The sequence below is a fragment of the Halonotius roseus genome (assembly GCF_006861655.1).
Taxonomy (GTDB): Archaea; Halobacteriota; Halobacteria; order Halobacteriales; family Haloferacaceae; genus Halonotius; species Halonotius roseus.
The window spans coordinates 233,631-253,097 of sequence record NZ_SESI01000004.1 but is presented as its reverse complement, the minus strand read 5'-3'; the positions used below and the strand labels follow the sequence as shown (position 1 = coordinate 253,097).

Sequence of the window (19,467 nt, the reverse complement as noted above, 5' to 3'; positions counted from 1 at the left end):
GAAACTGTATCACCGCGGCGACGCTGCCGTCGTCGGCTACACCTCGGGCGGCGACTCCCGACCGATGTGGATCGCCTGTCCCTCGATCGCCTCGTAGGCGGCGACGAGCCCGCCGACCCGGATCCGGTCGTCGCCGGTGTCGACAAGCAGGGAGGCGACGGATTCGTTTTCGCGGAACTCGATCTCCTCGACGGCCCCGCTGATCACGACCGGCTCGCCGGTTTCTGTCTCCCGGCCTTCGACGGTCGCATAGAAGTCGCCGCCGAGATCCCGGATATCCTTGACCGCCCGGCGGATCGAGGCGTACCGCCGTGGAAACGCCCGCTCGGTCGGCGTCGTCGACAGCGTTTCGGCGGTCGTCCACAACACCGTCTCGAAGAACCCCGAGACAAGAAAGCCCAGCGCGGAGCGGCTGAAGATCACGCCGTAGCGATCCCGGTCGTCCCGAAGGGCATCCTGTGTCGCGTAGATGGAATCGGTGCCGTCGGCGACCGCCAACACCGGTGTGGTGATCCCCCGGCGAGCCCGCACAGTCGTCGCCACCGATCGGTATTCAAAGGCGTCGGGATCAGGGGCCTCACGGGCGGGCGTGAGAAGGAGGTCGATGCTGACACCAGCGTCGATCTGGCTCCGTAGTGTGTCCTCGAACTCCGCCAGCAGCGACGGCGTCAACGACAGCGTGAGCTCGTACTCCGCGCTTTCGATGATCTCGGTGAGATACCGGATGATCGTCGCCCGGGATTTGACCAGCGACACCGCCTCGGTGTCCCGTGCCGGGGCAGTGTAGCGCGCGGTCAGCTCGTCGACAAGCTCGGTAAACGACGACTGGAGGTCGCCGAAGGCCGTCTCGGGGTCGATGGCGACGACCTGCATCGGGCGGGACTCCCGGAGTTCGACCAGCGAGCGATCCGAGAGGCTGCGCACCGTGTCGTAGACGCGGGGCTGTGGGATATCGGTGCGGTCGGCGATCTCGCTGGCGGTGAGTTCGCCGTGTTCGAGGACGGCAAGGTAGGCATCGATCTCGTACTCGCCGAGATTGAACCGCTCGCCGACGCCTTCGAACGTCTTCCGGAGGTCGTCTGCCATACCGGCTTCTTGGAGCCTGTCTGTATGAAATTTACTCTTCGGTGAGTTGCATCTTGTTTCGGAACACCGTACGTTTTAGCTGTGCGACAGATCGTGGCCGACAGCACGGAGGACAAGGCTTTTTCGCGCCGGCGAAGAGGTGAAGTCAATGACTACCATCCAGCCAGCTGGAACCACGGAGACAGCCGCCACCGAGGTGGCGAGCTCCGTGTTGCCAGCGTGGCTGCAGTTTCCCGGCCACCGGGTCGTCGCCGCGCTTCTCGTTGTCGCCCTCGGCGTCTCGCTGTCGAAGCTCCTTGTCAGCCTGCTCGGTCGGCCGGTCGCCCGCCGATTCGAACGCCAAAGCGTCGCCCAGATCGTGTTGGGCGGTGTTCGCGGTGGCACCATCGCCATCGCACTCATCGTTGCGGGCTCGTTTGTCGGCCTCAGGCTCGGCAACATCGTCCTCTCGGTGACCGTCTTCTCGGCGGTCGTCGGTATCATCCTCGCGCCGATCGTCGGCAACGTCCTCAACGGGATCTTCGTGTTGGCCGACCAACCCTTCGAGATCGGTGATATGATCGAACTTGAGGAGGGAACCCGCGGGTTCGTCGACGATATCACGATCCGGTATACGAAGATCTTCACCCTCGACAACACCTTTCTGGTAATTCCAAACGGCAATGTCCGCGAACGGGATGTGACCAACTACTCGGCGGAGGACGAACGCACCCGGCTCTCGTTGGATGTGTTGGTCACCTACGAGTCCGATATCCCAGAGGCCCGCCGCCAGATGGAGTTGGCGGCCCGAGACATCGATAACGTGATCAACGGCGGGCCGGACATCCGCGTCGGCAGCGCGCGGTACCCCGCCAGCCCCGGCTGTTTGATCGCCGATTTCGCCGACAGCGGCGTACTGCTCCGGCTGCGTTACTGGGTAACGAAACCCTACAAGCTCGCTACCGTCGAGTCGGAGGTTCGTACCGCGATCCGCCAGCGGTTCATCGATGCCGACGCCGACCTTGAGATGGCCTACCCGCATCGTCAGCTTGTGGTTGATGACTCCGTTGGGGAGGCGATCCGTTCCGCCGGCTCGCCGGCCGACGACGCGCCCCAGTCGGCCGCTGACTCGACAGCCGCCGCCGACATGACGGGATCCGGCAAGCGATCCGCCGACCGATCCGCCAACCCATCCGGCGACGACCTGTCGACCGACAGCGGCGAGTGAGCCCGCCGCTACGGATAGGGGTGATACGACCGATCTAGCCGCGGCTCAAAGCCCATCGATTCCGGCACCGATCGGGCGCGCTCGCCGAAATACGGCTCGCCGGTAAACAGCGGCTGGGCCGCCGGCACCACGGCTCGAACCGCCTCAAACCCAAGCGCGTCAACATCCCGGGTGGTCAACCGGGCGGCGTAGGCATCGAGATCGACCGCCGCCAGCCGATCACAGACGGCCCGTAGCTCCGCTTCGCCCGTTAGATCGGGGTCGCCGAGCCCGTCGGCCGGGATCCGGCTGTCGGGGTCGACGAACGCCTCGGCGGCCGCCGGCAGGTCGGCGTACTCGGCGATCGCTCCACTCTGCTCGGCAGCCATCTTGGGGCCCATCGACCGCAGTTCCATCCAGTTTTGGAGGGATTCGGCGATCGCCGACCGCGCGGCCGCGACCGGATCAAGGTTGGCCCCCGAGCCGACGGCAAACCGCGGCCACTCACCCTCGCGGTGGACGGCCGCGGCCACGACGGGCACGTCGATATCCTGGGTGACGAGCAGCGGCGTGACCGTCAGCGACTCGGCCCGCGCCCGCTTCCGCAGCTCCGCAACAACGTCGTCTTCGATCGCCAGCCCCAGCGGCTCGAACGTCGAGTACCACGCCAGCATCGTCGCGTCGCGCTCGATCACCTCATACAGCCCCGCGAGAACCGCCCCGATAGGCGAGTTCCCAAGCCCGAGTCCGGTCGTGATCGCCGGGCGATACCGTTGGTTCGGCGGCGGAAACCAGATGAACTCCGCCGGCAGCGACACACTCTCGCCGTCCGGCAGTCGCTGGCCCTTGATCCAGTCGATCCGCTGTTCGGGCTCGGGCTGTTCGAACCCCTCGGGGCGAACAAACGCGGTCGGCGACACTGGAGCCGCAAGCGTTCGCTCCGGGCCACGGGTCGCTCTCTGTGTTCGGTAGACGCCGGCACTGTACCGCTCCAAGGCCTCACCGATCGCCTTCATGTAGGCGCGATCCCAGTCGACATCGACGCCGGCGGCGAAGTCGGCGGCTGCTGTGTCGCTGAACCCGGTCGTGTCGGCGATCTCGGCGATGTAGTACGGAACCGGAAACGATTCGCGTTCGCCGACGTTCGCCACGAGGCCAACCCGGTCGTCGACGGCCTGTTCGGCCCGTGCCAACGCGTCGTCGACGCCGACGGTGCGGTGGGTCAGCGGGAGCGCGCGGGACGGGTTCGGTTCGCTCGCACAGTCACAGTTCGGCACCGGTAAGAGCCGTCGCTCTGGGCCCGGAAGCTCTGTGATCTCGCCGCCGTCACTCCCGCCGGCCACGAGTGAGATCAGGCGGTTGCCGGCAACCGCGCCGGCCAGCCGTACCCTGCTGCGGTCGCCGTGTGGCTCGGTGTTCGTCGCCTCCTCGTGGGCTCCGACTCGTTGATTGAGACAGCGATAGCAGGCGGTGTCGGGGCCGAATGTCGTTACCGCCGCATCGAGCGTTTCGATCGGGTAGCCGCCGATCCCACCGATCTCGACGGCAACCCAGCGATCGAAATGGTCGGTTGCCGCCCGAAAGACGGCCGCGCCTGTCGGGGCGACGACCGCACCGGTTGTGGGTGGTGTCGCCGAGCCATCTTGGAGGGCGTCGGGCGCAATGCGGCGCACAGCAGCATCGATATCCTCGGTAGCGGCGATGATCGCCTCGGCAGCGGGGCCGCCGCCACAGACCGCGAGTTCCATACCTCGCCCACGACGGCACGCCGCAAAAACAGGTCGACTTCGGGTCGCTGGTCAGTCAAGCAGCTCGGCGGCAACAGCCGCGAGGTCGGTCGTCGGGGCCGTCTTGAGCCGATCGTCGCCGAGTTGGAGCCGGAGCCGCGGCCGACCCACATCGATCGGCACCTTCTCGGTCGTGATAACGTTGGCATCCTCAAGCCGGCTTTTGGTTCGTGAGAAGGTGGCTTTGCTGGCGATCCCGACATCCTCGCCCCACTTCGAGATGTCGTACAACAGCACCTCGTTTTTCGCGGCGATCACCAGCGAGATCGCCACCTCGTCGAGCGCGATATCGTCGTCGGCGGTCTCAAGCGACCGCACGACGGTATCGAAATCCTCGCGGACGGCCGCGCCGATATCGTCGCTCAGCGTGGTTCGGATCTCCGAGATCGCGGGTGTTCGCAGCCGGAACGCCTCGGCGTCGTCCCAGCGGTCGGCGATCTCCTCGCGTGTTGTCTCGACGAACTCAGGGTCGTCGGTACGGAGCCCGGCGACCTGCTCGCCGGCGGCAACAACCGCCGTCACCGCGCTTTCGGTGATCACCAGCGAGTTCGTGCTGGGGGTTCCGACCGTTCGCACAGCGAGGTCGTTGTCGGCGACCAGATCCGCGGTGCGGCTGGCAACAAGAAACTCCTCGAAGGTGGTTTTGAGGGTGTCCTCGGCGGCCAACAGCCGGAGCTGGCCGGCTGTGTCGCCGTCGCTGGCAACATCGACGACCGCCTCGATCATCTCGGGGGTTGGATCGACGATCCAACAGGGTTCGGTCGCCTCGGCCAGTGTCGTCGTCAGCAGCTCGTGGCGGTCGGTCGCCAGTGTATTTGTCGCCATCTCACTAGCTGAATAAGCGTCGAACACACACTTAATATTAGTGGGAAAGCACTGCGTGCATTAGTCGGCTTCGCACTAAATTAACCCAGCAAAATATGTAATAAAACACCGTTGATAACGACGATTGCGCCCGGCAGCAACCGGGGCGGTGAGCGTGGACAGACAGGGGCGGTGAGCGTGGACAGACACACTTATTGGCCTAAGCGGCCGGGATTTGGTATGGACTACGAGCAGGTTCGTGCGGTCGATCCCGCGGTCGCAGATGCCCTTGCCGGCGAGGATACCCGACAGGAGGAGACGTTGGCGATGATCGCCAGCGAGAACCACGTCAGCAAGGCCGTCCTCGAAGCGCAGGGCAGCGCGCTGACCAACAAGTACGCCGAAGGCTATCCCGGCAAGCGGTACTACGCGGGCTGTGAGTACGCCGACGAGATCGAACAGCTTGCGATCGACCGCGCGAAGGAGCTCTGGGGGGCCGACCACGTCAACGTCCAGCCCCACTCGGGCACCCAAGCGAATCAGTCGGTCTACTTCGCCACGCTCGAACCCGGTGACAAGATCCTCTCGCTGGATCTGACGCACGGCGGCCACCTCAGCCACGGCCACCCCGCGAACTTCGTCGGCCAGTTCTACGATGTCGAGCAGTACGAGGTCGACCCCGAAACGGGATATATCGATTACGACGGCCTCGCCGAGATGGCCGAGGAGTTCGAACCGGATATGATCGTCTCGGGCTACTCGGCGTACCCGCGAGAGGTCGAGTGGGAAACGATTCAGGATGTCGCCGACGACGTGGGGGCCTACCACCTCGCCGACATCGCCCATATCACCGGTCTCGTCGCCGCGGGCGTCCACCGCTCGCCGGTCGGCGTCGCCGACTTCGTCACTGGGTCGACGCACAAAACGATCCGCGCCGGTCGTGGCGGGATCGTGATGACGGGCGAGGAACACGCCGACGACATCGACAACGCCGTTTTCCCCGGCGGACAGGGCGGCCCGCTGATGCACAACATCGCCGGGAAGGCCGTCGGCTTCGGTGAAGCTCTCGAACCGGAGTTCGAAGAGTACGCCCAACAGGTCGTCGACAACGCGGACGTGTTGGCCGAAACGTTTGCCGACCACGGCTTCGAGGTCGTCTCCGGCGGCACCGACACCCACCTCGTGCTCGTCGACCTGCGGGAATCCCATCCCGACCTGCCGGGCGGCGACGCCGAGGAAGCCCTCGCCGATGCGGGGATCGTGCTCAACGCAAACACCGTGCCGGGCGAGACGCGCTCGCCGTTCAACCCCAGCGGCATTCGCGCCGGCACGCCTGGATTGACGACGCGTGGCTTTGACGAGGCCGCAACCGAGGAGGTCGGTGAGTTGATCTACCGCGTTGTCGACAACCACGACGACCAGAGCGTCATCGACGAGGTCGGCGATCGGATCGACGAACTCTGTGCGGCCCACCCACTGTACGAGTGAGTTGCCCTCCTGTTGCGTAGCTGCCGGGCGGTACTGTCTTATCTGTGGCAGCCAACAGCTCAGACAGCGGTGACCAAGATGTGTCGATCCCGCCGCGGCGGTGATCGGAGATGACGTTTGCTGAGTTTACCGACACGGCGAGCGACGATGATCCACGGATCATCCTCCATGTCGACATGGACTGCTTCTACGCGTCGTGTGAACGCCTTCGGGAGCCCGCGCTCCGCGGCGAGCCACTCGTCGTCGGGATGGGATACGAGGCCGGCGAACCCCATGGTGCGGTCGCCACCGCGAGCTACGAGGCCCGCGAGTATGGGATCGACAGCGCCCAGCCGATCAGCCAGGCTCTCGATTCCCTCCCGCGGGCCGCCGAGACCGACGCCGAGCCGGCCGGCTACTACCGGCCTGTCGATCTCGATTTCTACGAGGAGGTCGCCAGCGATGTGAAAGCGATCCTCCACGACTGCGCCGATGTTGTCCGGGAGGTCAGCATCGACGAGGCGTATCTCGATGTGACCGATCGCACGAGTTGGGGGGTCGTCGATGCCGACGGGAGCGAGGATCGAACGATCGCTGAGGGGTACGCCCGCTACATCAAACAGCGGATCGACCGCGAGGTCGGCGTGCCGGCCAGCGTTGGCGTCGCCCCGAACATGGCGACCGCGAAGGTCGCCAGCGACCACGACAAGCCCGACGGGCTGACGGTCGTCCGTCCCAGCGAGGTCACCGACTTTCTCGCGCCGCTGCCGGTGGCGGCGATCCACGGCGTCGGCCCGGTGACCGAACGAGAACTCGCCGAGCTGGGGATCGATACCGCCGGCGACCTCGCGGCGGCCGACCCAACCGATCTCGCCGACCGCTTCGGCGAGCGCGGCCGGGAGCTGTACGCCCGCGCTCGCGGCGACGACGATCGGGAGGTGACGCCGACCGGTCGCCCGAAAAGCCTCTCGCGGGAGTCGGCGTTTACCGAGGCAACCGAGGAAACCGAGGCCAAACGCGAGCGGGTGAGTGCGCTCGCGGCTGATGTCGCCGCCCGGGCTCGGAGCCGCGACGCGATGTATCAGACCGTCGGGATCAAGGTCGTCACCCCGCCGTTCGATGTCAACACCCGCGCCACCTCGCTGTCGGGGCCGATCGATGAACCCGACCTCGTCGAATCGATCGCGCTCGATCTCCTCGACGAGTTCGACGACGATCCGGTGCGCAAGCTCGGTGTTCGGGTCTCGAAGCTTAGTTTCGGTGCTCAGGATCAGGCCCGCCTCGATGGGTTCGACGCCACGCCGGCGACCGACAGCGAGGACGATGATCGCACCGAGTGGGAGAACACAGCCGATATCGCCCGTGAAGCTGTCGACACCGACGCACAGCTCACCGACTGGGTTGATGACGACGGCGACCGCGCCGACGACGATGATGAGAGCGACAATCACACCGCCGAGGGCCAATCATCGCTCGGCCGGTACGACTAGCGTCCGACAGCCGGCTGACGACGGCGAGCCAACCGACACAGGAACTATGTGGGCACGTACAGTTGGCGGACGTGAATGAGTAGCGAGGAAACCATCACGGTCGCGGACGTGAGCGCCGGCCCCGGCGGCACCAACGAGATCAACGCCGGCACCCCTGTCGACTTGCCGGTCGTCGACCTGCTCACCGGACGCGGCTTCATCACGGGCAAAAGCGGTAGCGGGAAATCAAACACAGCATCGGTCGTCCTCGAAAACCTCCTTGACAACAACTTTCCTGTCCTCATCGTCGACAGCGACGGCGAGTACTACGGGCTCAAGGAGGCCTACGAGATCCTCCACGTCGGTGCTGACGAGGAATGCGATATCCAGGTCACCGCCGACCACGCCGAGAAGATCGCGTCGCTCGCGCTTGAGGAAAACATCCCGATCATCCTCGACGTGTCGGGCTATCTCGACGACGCGGACGCCAACGAGCTGCTGCTCGAAACAGCCCGTCACCTCTTTGCCAAGGAGAAAAAGCTCAAAAAGCCCTTCCTCCTTGTTGTCGAGGAGTGCCACGAGTATATCCCCGAACAGGGTGGGATGGGCGAGGCCGGCAAGATGCTGATCAAGATCGGCAAACGCGGCCGGAAACACGGGCTGGGCGTCGTCGGCATCAGCCAACGCCCAGCGGATGTAAAGAAGGATTTCATCACCCAGTGTGACTGGCTTGTCTGGCACCGACTCACCTGGCGCAACGACACCAAGGTCGTCGGCCGCATCCTCGGCTCGGAGTACGCCGACGCCGTCGAGGAGTTAGGCGACGGCGAAGGGTTCCTCGTCGCTGACTGGTCGGACGACATCCGCCGAGTGCAGTTCCACCGCAAGGAGACCTTCGATGCCGGCGCAACCCCCGGGCTGGAAGATATCGAACAGCCGGAGCTCAAATCCGTCAGCGACGATCTGGTCTCGGAGCTCACCGATATCTCCGACGAGAAAGCACGGCGGGAAAGCGAGCTGGCCGATCTTCGGCAGGAACTCGACAAAAGGGAGGCCCGGATCACACAACTCGAACAGGAGCTTGAGGACGCCCGTGATCTGAGCCGGATGGCCGATCAGTTCGCCCAGGCGATGTTGCAGCGATCCGAGGCTGCTTACCGCCAGACTGCCCCACCGGCAGAGGAGGCCGCAGCCGCGGTCGATGCGACCGCCGAGACCCCGGCCGGCGGTGCCGAGGGCCACACCAGCGATCGACCGGCTGGCGGTGCCAACGGCCACGCTGCCGATCGTTCGGCTGCCGGTGCCGAGAGCCCCACTGCCGACACGGGTGGTGCCGAAACAACAGCCGACGGCGTCTTCGGCGACGATCTCACCCCGGCTGACTTCGCCGATGCGGTCACCGGCGTCGACGACGCTGTGGCGGCGACACTCGATGATGACACCGACGACGAGAGCATCGATCCAACGAGCGGCGACAACTCGGGCCCGATCGATCCGGAGCCGGTCGACCCCTCGGAGGTCACCGGCCCCGAGGACTCGTCGGGTTCGAGCGAGCGGGCGACCAACGGCTCCCAAGGCTTTGGCACCGTCGCCCGCACCGACATCGCCGAGGAGGCCATGGAGTTCGTCGAGGCGGTCGAACACGACACCCGCGAGGCGGTTGTCACGGAGCTCACCGATCGGATCGTCGACCTCCCGCTGCGGTCGGTGAAGATGTTGGAACATTATCGGGAGGTCGGCGACAGTGATCCGATGTCGGCGCATCTCGCGGCCGGCGGCGACGACGATCACCAGCTCGCCTACAGCCGGAACCGACCGCTCCGGCAGTCAGGGCTGATTCGGCATCTCGGCGAGGGCCGCTACCGGTACGCGATCCCGGAGCTGATCCGGGAGGCCTACGCCGATACGCTCACCGACAGCGAGCTATCGACGATGGTACAATCAGTCGAAGCAAGCTTTCTTGACGACGTTGCCGAACCAAAATAGCGGGCTCGCTTAGAGCCCGGAGACGAGATCTTCGAGGGCGGCCCGCGGATCGTCGGCCTTGGCAACCCCGCTGGCCAGCAGGATCCCCGAGGCACCGAGCTCCTCGGCGGTCACCACATCGTCGCCCGTCGAGATCCCCGCGCCACAGTAGACATCGACATCCTCATCAACGCCGCCAGCGGCGGCGACAGCGTCGGTGACGATATCCGGATCGGCCGTGGCGACCGACACATCGCCGCCGATGAGCTCCGGCGGCTCGACGGCGACGGAATCCGGCTGGAGCGCGGCGGCGGCGGCGATCTGATCCGGGTTGTTCGCACAGACACAGGTTTCCAGCCCGGCGCGTTCGGCGGCGCGTACCGACTCGTCGATATCGGCGAGCTTTCGGCGGTTCTCCGAGTGGTTGAGCAGCGTCCCCTCCGCACCGGCCTCGGCAACGGCTTCGGCGAGGGTGCTGCCGGTGAAGCTGCCGTAGCCGTTCGGCGAGACGTGTTGGGCCCACGTTTCGACGCCGGTGTCGGCGACAGATTCGATGTGGGCGGCCTGCGGCGAGACGGCGATACGGACGCCGGCATCCTCGGCGACATCGCGGGCTGCGGTGGCGACTTCGATCGGATCACACGGATACGCTTTCAGGTTCACCAAGATGAACATACCTCACCGTTTGCCGCCGGCGTCATATAGCTTCATCTTTCAGTCGGCGGTTCGGCCCCTTACCTGTCAGATATGTTCACAAACCATCAAATACCTCCCCTGAGAAGGTGCGAACTAGTACGGATGTCGTTGCGAGGTCTGATCGCGGATATCGAAGCCCGCACCATGACGCTGACGGCTGTCAACACACCGGAGTCTGTCGTCGATGATCTCCGCGACCAGTACGAGGATCGGCATCTCACGGTTGAGACACGATCGCTGCCAGAGGAACCCGAGCAGTTTGCGATCCTCAGCCGGGAGGATGCCTTCGTGACAGCGGTGTCGCTGGACGATATCTACCAGCCGCCGGATGCAGAGCCGGCCACGGAGACGGGTGTTGAGCGAAGTCCGGTGCTCGACCATCTCGATGAGACGCTGTTTACCTCCTACTCGATCGAGGATATGTTTATGGCCTCCCGGGAGATCGAGGATCGCGCCTGGCGGATCGGCAGCGGCGAACTGCATGCCGGCTTCCAGACGCTGTCGGTACTGGAAGGCCAGACCGACGCCTACAATCAGCTTGGCGAGCACACCTCGCTGTCGGTACACACCTACGCCGCCCCGGTCAGCGAGACGCCGATTATCCCGGATCACGACAATTTCACCCTCCATATCGAACACGACGAGGAGATTCAGAAGACCTGGTTTGTCGCCTACGACGGCGACGGTGTCGACGAAAACATGTGCGCGCTGTTGGCCGAAGAGCGCGGCGATCGGGATTTTTACGGTTTTTGGACGTACGATGCAAAAACCGTCGAGTACCTGATCGGCTATCTGAAAAGCAACTACGGTGACGTTGAGCCGTCACCCGATATCGACGCCGACGGCGATTCACACACCGTCTGAGTGCGTCCGCTCTGACACTGCCGGCCGGATCACTCCTTTCGTTCGACCACGTCGCCGAGGGTCATCGACCCGCTGGAACTGCCCGACCACTCGGTGTCTTCCACGTCGGCACCCTCGGTCAGCGAGATAGCAAACTTGGATTCGAGCTTTTTGCGGACATCGTCGCTCGGGAGCACGTCGCCGCGTTCGAGTTTGCGGATGAGGCTTGCCTTCTCGTTGAGATCGTTGGCGAGCTCCTCTTGGGTGAGCCCCTCGCCCTCGCGTGCCTCCCGGATGCGATCGTCGTAATCGCCAGCGATCTCGTCCATGTCGTCGAACATGTCCTTGCGGCGTTGGTTCGAGGAACTGCCCGAGCTACCCGTCGATCCCGTTGTTGTGGAGCCGCTGCTCCCGCCCGACGAACCGGAACTACTGCTCGATGTCGAATATTTGCTCGATCCCGACGACGAGGATTCCGTTTTGACCTCCGTCCCGAACTCCGTACACTCGTCACAGAGATCCAGTTTCGCCCCTTCGACCTTCGTGGTGGTGAGCGACGACTGCTCGGCACCACACATCTCACATTGGGCCATACGCACCGATACCAGACGGCCCGGTATAAAGCATGCGCCGCCGGCGACTCAGAGATCGTTCCACGCGCCCCAGAACCGCTGGCCGGCGGTGATATGGCCGATCACCGCAAAGAAGGCCAACAGCAGTTCGATGACCCCGTAGTCCGCGACGATCGGGCCGGAGACGACGGCCGCGGCGACGCCGGTGAGGCCGATCAACGCCAGCCGATCGGCCCGCCCGACGAGCCCGCCGTAGGCACGGCCGAGGCCGACCGCCTGGATCTGCGTGCCGAGATAGGAGGTCATCAACACGCCGGTCACCGCAAGAAACCCGAGCGCGAAGTTGCCGACCCCGGCCGCAAGGCCACCGATGATCGTCAGATCGGCATAGCGGTCGATCACGTGATCCAAGAGGTCGCCGCCGGCGGAGGCGGTCTCCTGGCGGCGGGCGAGCGCGCCGTCGATCAGATCCAGCCAGCCGTTGGCAAAGACGAAGACGCTCCCAGCGATATAGAAGAGCGGCTCGGCGACGACGAAGGCGGCGGCCGCCGCGGCCGCAACGCCCAGCGAGATGACGCTGACGCTGTTCGGTGTCAACCCAACTTTGTCGGCCCCGGTGACAAACGGCGTCAGCAGCCGGTCGGCGACCGGGCGGAGTCGATCGAGCGTCATCCGACGAGATACCCCGTGAAGTCGACCGCGCCGACACCGGGCTCGCGGTCACCGTTGCGGACGGCGGCGATCTCGGCGGCTACCGCGCTCGGCTCGCGGTCGGTCGTATCGACCTCGTAGACGGCACCTTCGCCGTGGTTCTCAACAGCCTCCGAGAGCACGACATCGAGCGCCTCGCTTTCGGCATTTTCCTGGGCTTTCGCGTCGCTGTCGCCGCGATCCCGCAGTCGGTCTTCCAGTATGCTCGGTTCACACCGAAGGACGACAACGCGGTCGGCGTCAACATGGTGGGCAAGGTGTGATTCGAGGATCCCACGCCACTCGCCGAGGTGTTCTCTGACGGCGTCGAGATCGGTCACCAGCGAATCGCGGTCGGCGTCGCGCTCGCTGTAGAGTTCGAACTCGCGGATCGCGTCGTTGAGATGGATGATCTCCGCGTCGGTGTCGGCGGCGAGCTGTTCGGTCGCGGTCGTCTTTCCGGTGCCGGGCGTGCCGGTGACGACCAGTTTTTGTGCTACATCGTCGCTAGCTGTCGATTCAGTCGTCGTTGCGTTGTCGGTCGTCGTCGCGTCGTCGGTCATCATCGGGTCGTCAGTCGTCGCCGGCTCGTCGGTCACGTTGGCGTCACCTCGGCGACGATCTCGTTGAGCGTCTCGACAGCGGTTTTCGTCCCCTCGCGGGTGCCACAGGAGATCCGGACACAGCCGGGCAGCCCGAAGCTGCTGCAGTCGCGGATGATGACGCCGGCGCGCTGGCTGGCCTCGGCGACGCGGCTGGCGTCGCCAACGTCGGCCAACACGAAGTTGGCCGCGCTGTCGAAGGTCGGCGCGTCGAGTTTCTCCTGCATGTACTCGCGGGCCCACTGGGCGGATTCAACCGATTGCTCGATGTGGTCATCGTCATCGAGCGCGGCCAGCGCGGCTCGACAAGCGACCTCGTTGGCCGCAAAGGGCGTGTTGACGCGGGCGTAGGCGTCAGCCCATGATTTGGGGACGGCCGCATAGCCGATTCGCAGCCCGGCGAGGCCGTAGGCCTTCGAGAACGTCCGGAGGACGGCGAGATTGTCGAACTCCGAGAGGAGCTCGATACTGCTCGGTTGCTCGGAGTATTCGCCGTAGGCCTCGTCGACGACGACGAGCGTCTGGTCGTCGACCTCGTCGAGCAGCGTCCGGATCTCTTCGCGTGTCCACTCGCTGCCGGTCGGGTTGTGTGGCGAGGTGATGTGGATGATGCGCTCGCCGTCGTACGAGTCGAGAACGAGGTCGGCCGTCTGGGCGAAGTCGTCGGCTTTCGAGAGCTCGTACTCGGTGATCTCACCGTGGTGGTGGCGTGTGCTCATCCGGTAGTACGAGAAGCCAGGGTCGGGGACGAGCACCGACTGGCCCGGTTCCAACATCGCCCGGGAGAGGTAATCGATCGCGCCGTCCGCGCCGGGGGAGACCCAGATCTGCTCGTCGGCGACGCTCCATTTGTCGGCGAGCTTCTCGGTCAGATCGGTGTGGGACGCCTTTGGGTAGACATGGAGGCCGTCGTCGGCCTGCTGGTGGACTGCCTCGACGGCTTTCGGACTGGAGCCGTGTGGGTTCTCGTTGGAGGAGAGTTTGATAAGATCGGCCGGATCGAGCCCGAGATCGCGGGCGACTTCCTCGATCCCCCGCCCTGGGACGTACGGGCTGGTCGCGGAGAGATCCCGTGGTTGCATACCCGAGCGGAGCGGCCCGCGGGCCTTAAGCGTGCTTACACGGGGTCGATCAGTCGCTATCCGGGATCACCACGTCGTGCTCCAGCGTGCCGATCCCCTCGATCTCGACTTCGACATGGTCGCCATCTGAGAGCGCGCCGACGCCGGCCGGCGTCCCTGTCGAGATCACGTCGCCCGGCTCCAAGGTCATGTACTCGGTGATCTCGGCGATCAGTTCCGCGACTGAGAAGTAAAACTGGTCGATCGCCGCGTCCTGTTTCGTCTCGCCGTTGACCCGAAGTTCGATGCTTGCGTCGTCGGGCACCTCGTCGGGCGTCGCTATCACCGGGCCGATCGGCGCGGCGTTGTCGAAGGCCTTCCCGCGCACCCAGTTCTGTTCGCGGTCTTGGTCGTCGCGGTTGGAGAGATCGTTGAGGCAGGTGTAGCCCCTGACGACATCGAGGGCGTCGTCCTCGGCGACGTTGCGGCACTGCTCGTCGATGACGACCGCGAACTCGGCCTCCCAGTCGATCCGCTCCTTGCCCGCTGGCAGCGTCACCGTCGACGCCGGGGCGGCGACAGCGTTCGGTGGTTTGAGGAACAACAGCGGTCGATCCGGCACATCGGCGTCGCGCTCTGCGGCGTGGTCGGCGTAGTTCCGGCCGACACAGATGATCTTCGTCGGCTCACAGGGCGGAAGGATGTCGACGCTGTCGCGGGCGTACCCCTGGTCGCCGAAGGCGACAGTGTCGTCGGTGGCGGTGCCCTGCCGGATGGTACCGGATGGATCACGGAAGCGGACGAGATGCATACCAAGCGTCGTCGTGGTGGGCCAAAACGTGTTGTGGTCACCGCGGCCGAATTTTATATGGCTGCTGGCGGTAGTGTACACTGGCTATGACGTTTGAACTCACCTATCACGGGCACTCCACATGGCACCTCACGGTCGACGACACAACGCTGCTGATCGACCCCTTCTTCGACAACGCTCACACCAAGTTAGAGCCCGAGGATGTCGAGACGCCTGATTACCTCCTGCTCACCCACGCACACGCCGACCACATCGGTCACGCCGAACACTTCGCGGACGCGACGTTGGTGGCGACACCGGAGGTCGTCAGCTACGCGACAGCCGAGTTGGGCTTCGAGGATGCTGTCGGCGGCATCGGGATGAACCTCGGCGGCACCGTCGAATGCGGCGATGCCTTTGTGTCGATGGTGCGGGCCGATCACACCAACGGGATCAACACCGAACACGAGTACGAGGGCGGCATGCCCGCCGGCTTCGTCGTCAGCGACACCAAACCAACCCAGATCGCCGACAGCGAGTCGACGACGTTCTACCACGCCGGCGACACCAGTCTGATGAGCGAGATGAAAGATGTGATCAGGCCGTATCTCGAACCCGACGCCGCGGCCGTCCCGATCGGCGACCACTTCACAATGGGGCCGATGCAAGCGGCCGTTGCTGTCGACTGGCTCGACGTGGAGCACGCCTTCCCGATGCATTACGACACGTTCCCGCCGATCGAAGTCGATACCGACGAGTGGGAACGGGAGGTACAGGCGACCGGCAGCGGGGCGGAGACCCACATCCTCGACGGCGAGGAATCGGTTGTCCTCGACTAACAACGGTGCTGCGGCTACGATATCTGTGTTCGGAGCGACCTACGCTTGCTGTCGAACGCGGTGGTGCCGGTAGGTCATTGCCGTCCCGTCGATAATTACGAGATCACGACCCTCGGGGTCGTGGCGGGTCGGCGTCGGCGGTTCGTCACCGAAGACGTATGGTGAGTAATGTGGTACCATACCATGAGGCAGACTACCACCGTATATAAGTCTTTGTCAGACAGTACCACACTAGTGCTCTCAGGCGGCTACTCCGGCATCTCAGTACTGTAATCCGGCATTTCAGGCGACGTACCGCTCGGCTGTCCCGCCGATGACCGCGCCGAGTTCGGCCAGCGAGTCGATGACGTAATCCGGCGTGACTGCCGAGTCCGCCACAGCTGATCGATCCATGATCCCGGTCGTCACCAACGCTGTCGTCATCCCTGCGGCCGTGCCGAGTTCGATGTCGGTGTTGAGTCGGTCGCCGACGACGAGACAGTCTTCGGCAGGAACACCAAGATAGTCGAGGACTGTTTCGCGGGCGTACGCCGACGGTTTGCCACAGATCACATCGACCGAGCGGTCGATAACGCCCTCCATCGCGTGAATGATCGCCCCCGATCCCGGTCGGTCAGGGCCATCCTGTGGGATGACCGTATCCGGGTCGGTGCCGACGAAGGCGGGTTCGTCGTCCATAGCGATGATCGTCTCACAGAGCGTCTCGTAGTCGAACTCTGTCGACAGCGAGCCGACGACGACATCGGCCGCCCGCGGGTCGGTCGTCACCGACAGTCCGGCGTCGACGAGCTGGTCTCGGAGTCCGGCCTCGCCGACGAGAAACACCTGGTCGTCGGCGTGTTCGTCTGTGAGATAGTCGGTCGTGATCGTCCCGGCGGTGAACACCTCCTCGGCCGAAACCGTGAAGCCCGCCTCAGCAAACCGCTCCTCGTAGGCCTCGGGTCGTTTGGTGGGATTGTTCGAACAGAAGACCCGTCGGACCCCTGCGTCGTCGACGGCCGCCAACCCCTCGGCCGCGCCGTCGATCGGTGCTGACTCACGGACGACCGTGCCATCGACATCGAGGACGATCCCCTCGTAGCTCATGGGTGATCTCGCCGCCGTACCGAATTGAAACGCTCGGTTCGCCGACCCCCACTAACGGAAAGACACTAACTGTAGCGTCACGTATGGATTGCTGTGACGACCCAGCTGACTCTCATTCAGATCGACAACTACGGGCCGTGGACGATCACCCCTGAGCCACGCCGGGAGATGGATCTCCAAACCATGCAGTCCCGGCTGTTTGCCGACCTCGCCCAGTTCATCGGCAGCCGGGGCGGCTACGTCTTCTTCAGCCGGTTCGACAACATGATCGCCGTCACCAACGGCATCGGCCGCGCCGGCCACAAAGCCCTCCAGGAAAGTGTCCGCAACCGGTATCCGGTCACCGTCAGCCTCGGGATCGGCACCGCCGAGACGCCGGCGGCCGCCCTCGACGAGGCGACCGAACAGATTCAGGCCGCCGGCAGTGCCCAAGACGAGGGTCGCACCGAGGTACTCGCCGGCGAGCCGCTGGGTGCCGACGCCGACGCCACAACACATATCGCCCACTTCGATGTCAACGACGCCACCGGCAAATACACCGACCAACTCAACGAGTTTGACTCCTTCATCCACATCGAGCGCAGCTACGCCTCGCTGATGGAGTATATGCGCGAGGCCCACGGCGCGCTTTCCTTCTTTGTCGGCGGCGACAACATCATCGCCGTCTGTCCGGATCTCTCGGCGGCTGACTACCGAGACGCCATCAACCACGTCGAACGCGATGTCGGCGTCGAGTTGAAGGTCGGCGTCGGCCGCGGGACGACGGCCCACGACGCGGGCTACGCCGCCAAACACGCCCTTGAGGACTGTCGGTATGAGGGTACGATCGTCGAGTTCGACCACCCACAGGCAACGACCGGAGACGACTGAGATGCCCCGCCGCGATCGATCGCCACCCTGCCGATGACCGAGACCGCACTGTACTTCACCGGCCCCGAGACCGTCGACCACCGACCGGTCAGCGTCGACCCCGCCGCCGACGAGGTCGTCGTCGCAACCGACGCCTCGGCGATCAGTGCCGGCTCGGAACTCCTCGTCTACCGCGACGAGGTGCCGACTGAGATGCCGGTCGACGAAACCATCGAGGCCTTCGACGACACCTTCGAATACCCGCTGCGGTACGGCTACGCCGCCGCCGGCACCGTCGTCGAAACCGGGAGCGACGTTGCCGACGAGTGGCTGGATCGGTCGGTGTTCGGCTTTCGCCCACATCAGACACGCTTTGCGGCCGCTCCCGACGACCTCGTCGTCCTGCCTGACGGCGTTTCGCCCGCCCACGGCTGCCTGTTGCCGACGGTCGAAACCGCGACCAACCTCGTTCTCGACAGCGAGCCGAAACTCGACGAATCGGTTGTCGTTTTTGGGGCTGGTGTCGTCGGCCTCTGTACGACCCGGCTGCTGTCGGCGTTCCCGCTCGACGAACTCGTCGTCGTCGAACCGATCGCTGCCCGTCGTGAGGCGGCGACTTCGATGGGCGCAGGTCGGACGCTGACGCCCGAGGCGGCTGCGGCCGAACTCGGCGACTGTGATCTCGCGGTCGAACTCTCCGGGGAGCCCGCCGTCCTCAACGACGCCATCGACGCGGTCGGCTACGACGGCCGTGTCGTCGTCGGCTCGTGGTACGGCGAGAAACGCGCCCCCATCGACCTCGGCGGGAGCTTCCACCGCGACCGGATCGAACTCGTCTCAAGCCAGGTGAGTACTATCGACCCGGCCCGCCGCGGCCGGTGGGATCGAAAGCGGCGGTTCGACACGGCCGTCGAGTGGCTCGACCGCCTCGACTGTGAGCGACTCATCAGCCACCGGATTCCCTTCAGCGAGGCGGCCGATGCCTACGAACTGCTCGACGAACGGTCGGAACCAGTGTTGCAGGTCGTGCTTACTTACTGACGCTTCGTTCCGACCGGCTCCGTACGTAGTCAACGACTGCCTTCCGGCTATCGGTCAGCCATCGCGTCGCAATGAAGAAGGCGGCCGCGCCGATCCCGATGCCAGCAATGGTATCCGAGAGGTAGTGCGTGCCGAGATACATCCGCGAAATTGCGATCAGGCCCGCGAGGAGGGCAGTCGGCGCGAGCGGCAGCCGGTCGGAGCGCGCGGCAAGGAGGGCAAAGACCGTGACGCCGGCGGCGTGCCCGGACGGGAACGAGTGGGCGACCATCTCGCCGCTCGTGACACAGACCGGCTCCGGCGGGAACGGTCGCTGGACGAGCCCCATCAACGTCAGCACGACAGGCCCGGTGAGTCCGAGAGCGAGCACCGACGTGCCGACCTCCTCGTGCCAGCCAGCCAGATAGAACAGCCCGACGATGACCGCCGCTGCGGTCGCCGAGCCGAGGCCGGTCACGGAGTTCATTACCTTCGTGATCGCGGGGTCGCGGATCGCAACGAGGAAGTCGACGGCGAGGTGGTCGAGCCCGACGATGAGGGCGAGCACGTCGGCAACGAGTCCGGTCATGGTGTTGACTGATCCTCGGGGCGGACGACCATAGGCCCGGCGTCATCGGCTCAGGTCGCCGCTGCG

The 19,467-nt window shown here is 64.9% G+C and carries 20 protein-coding genes; 8 read left to right on the top strand and 12 right to left on the bottom strand.

Annotated elements, in window-relative coordinates:
* Positions 1-36: 36 nt before the first annotated feature.
* Positions 37-1,086 carry an HTH-type sugar sensing transcriptional regulator TrmB gene (gene trmB / locus EWF95_RS13305; protein ID WP_142444571.1) on the bottom strand — a complete coding sequence of 350 codons (1,050 nt, stop codon included), beginning with the start codon at positions 1,084-1,086 and terminating at the stop codon, positions 37-39.
* A 148-nt stretch (positions 1,087-1,234) separates the two neighbouring features.
* Here trmB and EWF95_RS13300 point away from each other — a divergent pair, with 148 nt between their 5' ends.
* Complete coding sequence (locus EWF95_RS13300; protein ID WP_142444570.1) at positions 1,235-2,293, top strand: mechanosensitive ion channel family protein; 1,059 nt, start codon at positions 1,235-1,237, stop codon at positions 2,291-2,293.
* 8 nt (positions 2,294-2,301) lie between these two features.
* Here the strand turns inward: EWF95_RS13300 and EWF95_RS13295 are convergent, their stop codons facing one another.
* Both EWF95_RS13295 and tbsP read right to left on the bottom strand, forming a co-directional pair.
* Positions 2,302-4,020, bottom strand: coding sequence for a YcaO-like family protein (locus tag EWF95_RS13295; protein ID WP_142444569.1), 1,719 nt, complete (start codon positions 4,018-4,020; stop codon positions 2,302-2,304).
* A 51-nt stretch (positions 4,021-4,071) separates the two neighbouring features.
* On the bottom strand, positions 4,072-4,884 hold the full coding sequence (gene tbsP, locus EWF95_RS13290) for a transcriptional regulator TbsP (protein ID WP_142444568.1): 813 nt from the start codon (positions 4,882-4,884) through the stop codon (positions 4,072-4,074).
* Positions 4,885-5,103: 219 nt separating this feature from the next.
* Between tbsP and glyA the strand changes: the two genes are divergently transcribed.
* From glyA to EWF95_RS13275, 3 genes are all read left to right on the top strand, one after another.
* Positions 5,104-6,351 carry a serine hydroxymethyltransferase gene (gene glyA, locus EWF95_RS13285; protein WP_142444567.1) on the top strand — a complete coding sequence of 416 codons (1,248 nt, stop codon included), beginning with the start codon at positions 5,104-5,106 and terminating at the stop codon, positions 6,349-6,351.
* A gap of 110 nt (positions 6,352-6,461) precedes the next feature.
* Entirely contained in the window at positions 6,462-7,820 is a 1,359-nt protein-coding gene (gene dinB, locus EWF95_RS13280) for a DNA polymerase IV (RefSeq protein ID WP_142444566.1), read from the top strand.
* Positions 7,821-7,895: 75 nt separating this feature from the next.
* Positions 7,896-9,785, top strand: coding sequence for a helicase HerA domain-containing protein (locus EWF95_RS13275; RefSeq protein ID WP_142444565.1), 1,890 nt, complete (start codon positions 7,896-7,898; stop codon positions 9,783-9,785).
* 9 nt (positions 9,786-9,794) lie between these two features.
* On the opposite strand, the gene tpiA is transcribed toward EWF95_RS13275, so the two are convergent.
* Complete coding sequence (gene tpiA, locus EWF95_RS13270) at positions 9,795-10,439, bottom strand: triose-phosphate isomerase (RefSeq protein ID WP_142444564.1); 645 nt, start codon at positions 10,437-10,439, stop codon at positions 9,795-9,797.
* A 123-nt stretch (positions 10,440-10,562) separates the two neighbouring features.
* Between tpiA and EWF95_RS13265 the strand changes: the two genes are divergently transcribed.
* Positions 10,563-11,324, top strand: coding sequence for a DICT sensory domain-containing protein (locus EWF95_RS13265; protein ID WP_142444563.1), 762 nt, complete (start codon positions 10,563-10,565; stop codon positions 11,322-11,324).
* A gap of 29 nt (positions 11,325-11,353) precedes the next feature.
* Here the strand turns inward: EWF95_RS13265 and EWF95_RS13260 are convergent, their stop codons facing one another.
* The 5 genes from EWF95_RS13260 to EWF95_RS13240 are packed head-to-tail and all read right to left on the bottom strand — an operon-like array spanning position 11,354 to position 15,039.
* The gene (locus tag EWF95_RS13260; protein WP_142444562.1) at positions 11,354-11,896 is read right to left on the bottom strand and encodes a multiprotein bridging factor aMBF1; all 543 of its coding nucleotides are present in this window, start codon (positions 11,894-11,896) and stop codon (positions 11,354-11,356) included.
* 48 nt (positions 11,897-11,944) lie between these two features.
* Positions 11,945-12,547 (bottom strand): CDP-alcohol phosphatidyltransferase family protein, encoded by a 603-nt coding sequence (locus EWF95_RS13255; RefSeq protein WP_142444561.1) that lies wholly within the window; start codon positions 12,545-12,547, stop codon positions 11,945-11,947.
* Positions 12,544-13,131: an adenylate kinase family protein gene (locus EWF95_RS13250; protein WP_394348590.1), complete on the bottom strand. Its 588-nt coding sequence runs from the start codon at positions 13,129-13,131 to the stop codon at positions 12,544-12,546. Before EWF95_RS13250 ends, EWF95_RS13255 begins: the two co-directional genes overlap by 4 nt.
* 29 nt (positions 13,132-13,160) lie before the next feature.
* Positions 13,161-14,249 (bottom strand): histidinol-phosphate transaminase, encoded by a 1,089-nt coding sequence (hisC, locus tag EWF95_RS13245; RefSeq protein WP_142444560.1) that lies wholly within the window; start codon positions 14,247-14,249, stop codon positions 13,161-13,163.
* 49 nt (positions 14,250-14,298) lie between these two features.
* On the bottom strand, positions 14,299-15,039 hold the full coding sequence (locus EWF95_RS13240; protein WP_142444559.1) for a fumarylacetoacetate hydrolase family protein: 741 nt from the start codon (positions 15,037-15,039) through the stop codon (positions 14,299-14,301).
* 86 nt (positions 15,040-15,125) lie between these two features.
* On the opposite strand from EWF95_RS13240, the gene EWF95_RS13235 reads away from it, so the two are divergent.
* Positions 15,126-15,857, top strand: coding sequence for a metal-dependent hydrolase (locus tag EWF95_RS13235; RefSeq protein ID WP_142444558.1), 732 nt, complete (start codon positions 15,126-15,128; stop codon positions 15,855-15,857).
* 39 nt (positions 15,858-15,896) lie between these two features.
* Here the strand turns inward: EWF95_RS13235 and EWF95_RS13665 are convergent, their stop codons facing one another.
* Positions 15,897-16,037: a hypothetical protein gene (locus EWF95_RS13665; protein ID WP_185911793.1), complete on the bottom strand. Its 141-nt coding sequence runs from the start codon at positions 16,035-16,037 to the stop codon at positions 15,897-15,899.
* 102 nt (positions 16,038-16,139) lie between these two features.
* Positions 16,140-16,943, bottom strand: coding sequence for an HAD-IIA family hydrolase (locus tag EWF95_RS13230; protein ID WP_142444557.1), 804 nt, complete (start codon positions 16,941-16,943; stop codon positions 16,140-16,142).
* 93 nt (positions 16,944-17,036) lie between these two features.
* On the opposite strand from EWF95_RS13230, the gene EWF95_RS13225 reads away from it, so the two are divergent.
* A complete protein-coding gene (locus tag EWF95_RS13225; protein ID WP_142444556.1) occupies positions 17,037-17,813 on the top strand; it encodes a GTP cyclohydrolase III in 777 nt (258 codons plus the stop codon).
* Positions 17,814-17,846: 33 nt separating this feature from the next.
* Positions 17,847-18,833 (top strand): zinc-dependent alcohol dehydrogenase, encoded by a 987-nt coding sequence (locus EWF95_RS13220; RefSeq protein ID WP_142444555.1) that lies wholly within the window; start codon positions 17,847-17,849, stop codon positions 18,831-18,833.
* Here the strand turns inward: EWF95_RS13220 and EWF95_RS13215 are convergent.
* Positions 18,823-19,401 carry a phosphatase PAP2 family protein gene (locus EWF95_RS13215; RefSeq protein WP_142444554.1) on the bottom strand — a complete coding sequence of 193 codons (579 nt, stop codon included), beginning with the start codon at positions 19,399-19,401 and terminating at the stop codon, positions 18,823-18,825. The genes EWF95_RS13220 and EWF95_RS13215 overlap by 11 nt on opposite strands.
* Between the last annotated feature and the right edge of the window lie 66 nt (positions 19,402-19,467).